General features: G+C 53.0%; 4 protein-coding genes. All 4 read right to left on the bottom strand.

All coding sequences use genetic code 11. From position 1 onward, the window contains the following. Nucleotides 1-148 (bottom strand): hypothetical protein (locus tag HQL63_16285; GenBank protein MBF0178380.1); only part of this gene is annotated, 148 nt, incomplete at its 3' end. A gap of 312 nt (nucleotides 149-460) precedes the next feature. Next, nucleotides 461-769: a CcdB family protein gene (locus HQL63_16280; protein ID MBF0178379.1), complete on the bottom strand. Its 309-nt coding sequence runs from the start codon at nucleotides 767-769 to the stop codon at nucleotides 461-463. Continuing rightward, nucleotides 769-1,017, bottom strand: a complete 249-nt coding sequence (locus tag HQL63_16275) for a type II toxin-antitoxin system CcdA family antitoxin (GenBank protein ID MBF0178378.1) — start codon at nucleotides 1,015-1,017, stop codon at nucleotides 769-771. The genes HQL63_16280 and HQL63_16275 overlap by 1 nt, the downstream gene beginning before the upstream one ends. A gap of 687 nt (nucleotides 1,018-1,704) precedes the next feature. Further along, nucleotides 1,705-2,328 (bottom strand): IS110 family transposase (locus HQL63_16270; protein MBF0178377.1); only part of this gene is annotated, 624 nt, incomplete at its 5' end.

The raw sequence follows: 2,328 nt of genomic DNA, 5'->3' as shown, positions 1-2,328 counted from the left end.
GCCACCAATACATGGCGGCCAGACTCAACCCCTGTGCTTCAGCATACGACTTGATCGTACCGGATGTTGTCTGGCATCGCTGCCAGTGCTCAAGCCAAAATTGTTGCCTCTCGCTCACCCCTGCTTTGTCGATGACTTTTGCGACCATTCCAACCTCCCAAAAAAGCGTTTTCCGGGATGGTCTCATCATTATGAATATATGGGTACCCTGGGGAGAAATGGACGCTTACCACCGCTTACGGCAAAGAGCCTGTCAGGTTTAATGTTACGCTCTCCCAGAGCATCGATGGTCGGGACGGTGGCCCTTTGGTCGCTCTCATGTGCCGGTTCCCCGCCCGTAGCTTCTCCAGGCTGAGGCTGTCCGGGTAGTATCCGCGCAGGATGGTTTCCACGATGACTGGGGTCAGGATGTTGAGTCGCAGATGGCTGGCAATGAGCAGCCATCCTGGTGCGTCACCGGTCAGATACCGGTGAAGAGCAGGTCGACGGCGGCGATGATCTCATGACGCATGGCGCTCAATGAACCCACCACCTGTTTCAGCTCGGAATGCCGGACAGCGGCCATCTCCGCTGTGGAAAGGAAATAAGTTCCTCCGCTTAGTGCAACGGTTGGGTTGAGAATCCGAATCAGTGGTGTGTCCGGGCAGACCAGATAAAGCGGAATGACCACCCGGGTTTTCAAGGTCTGAAGCAGATCACTCTGTACCTCGACCAGGAAAGACGCGTGGCTGCCAGATCTGTGGTATTCGTACAGGTCGAACTGAGCCATCAGAAAAGCCGTTCGCCATCACTGAACAGACCATCCCGTTCGATGCGTTGGTTATAGACCTCCATGGCGGATCGGTTTTTATCCTGCCAGGCTTGTCGTTTGCGCTCGGCAACGACCTGGGCAAGATGGTTCTCCAACTCTTGGGAGATGTTGATCTTCAGTGCCTTGGCCTGGGTCGCCAGTGCGCTGTTGATGCGCACGTTGAGGGGGCGCTTCGGGGCAAGTGGATCGAACTGCGGCGTTTCCATGGCGGCTGACTCCAAGATGGTGAAGCTGTATGCGCACATATTATACGCACAACATGCCAGCAGAGCAACGTCTTGTGCATATCCCCGCGCCATGGTTCCATTTCGGTGCGCTTAATTCAGACTGTTTGTAAATCTGGTGTAAATCTGGTGACACCATACGCATTTCGATGTCTGGGGACAGCGATGTTGGGGGACGGTATACCATACCCAACTGTAGGAAGGGTCAAGAACCCTTCTGGCCTTTGTCGCCCCCCGGCGTAAGGCCAAAGCTGGAATCGAGGGACATCCCAAAGCTGGAATCGAGGGACATATATGGACCCCTCCCGTGACGCAAGGGAAATTCTGCGCCTAAAGCTTGGGAGTGTCACGAACCCTTGGTAATATTGAATATGCTCACCTTAAATGCGCTTTTCAGCTTTTCATTTTTAGTTACCTCGTTGACGCTTTACTTGCCAGAGACCATTGGTCGCGAGTGAGAGGGGAACGGATGCAGACATATATTCGGCCTATGAGTGGAAATATTTTTCCTGGCCCTGATGAAAACCGCGCTCTTTCGCCTCAAAAACACCATAGCGAGCTGAAAGCCCCTCTGTCCCTGTCAGATTCCGAAAGAGCGGGTCCGACCCATCACGTCATCAACCTGTAGCACCCCGGCGGGAAAGCGATTATCTCCTTGTTGTGAATTTCCTAACCAGCCTGGTAGGCCAAAGAAGGGTTGAAAGGTTCTCCCTTGGCCAGCATCGCCCAGGCTAATCTGGCATTCTTATTGGCCAGCGCCACAACAGCCCGATTGGTTCCTACCCTTTTTTGCAGAGTGTGCAGCCATCGGGACAACGGAGTATCTGATCGTGGTGACCAATACAAAGTTGCCCTGGCACCGTGTATCAACAATCTGCGTAAATAGCTGTTGCCCTGCTTGGTGATGCCCAGTAGTCGGGTTTTACCACCGCTGGAATTTTGTTTCGGTACCAAACCAAGCCATGCGGAAAACTGCCGACCATTTTTGAACTCCTTGGCGTTACCCGCCGCACTGATCAAGGCCGTCGCCGTCAACACACCGATTCCCTTGATTTGGTTCAATGCTTGGCAATCCTCACTCGATACAAAAACCGCCTTGATTTTATCCTCAATCACCTCAATGCGCTTGATGAGTTCTCTGAGTTGCTCCATCGCCTGATCGAACAACCATTTCCCATCATCCGACAGCTTGTCGGTATGCCCTTCAAGAATGGCTGGAAGTTGGTTGATCAGATGATGGACTCCCTGCTGCATGACAAGACCGTATTCACCAAGCAAGCCCCGAATCTGATT

Source organism: Magnetococcales bacterium, from assembly GCA_015231175.1.
Classification (GTDB): domain Bacteria; phylum Pseudomonadota; class Magnetococcia; order Magnetococcales; family DC0425bin3; genus HA3dbin3.
The sequence above is the reverse complement of the archived record's forward strand: the minus strand, read 5'-3'. Positions and strand labels throughout refer to the sequence as shown.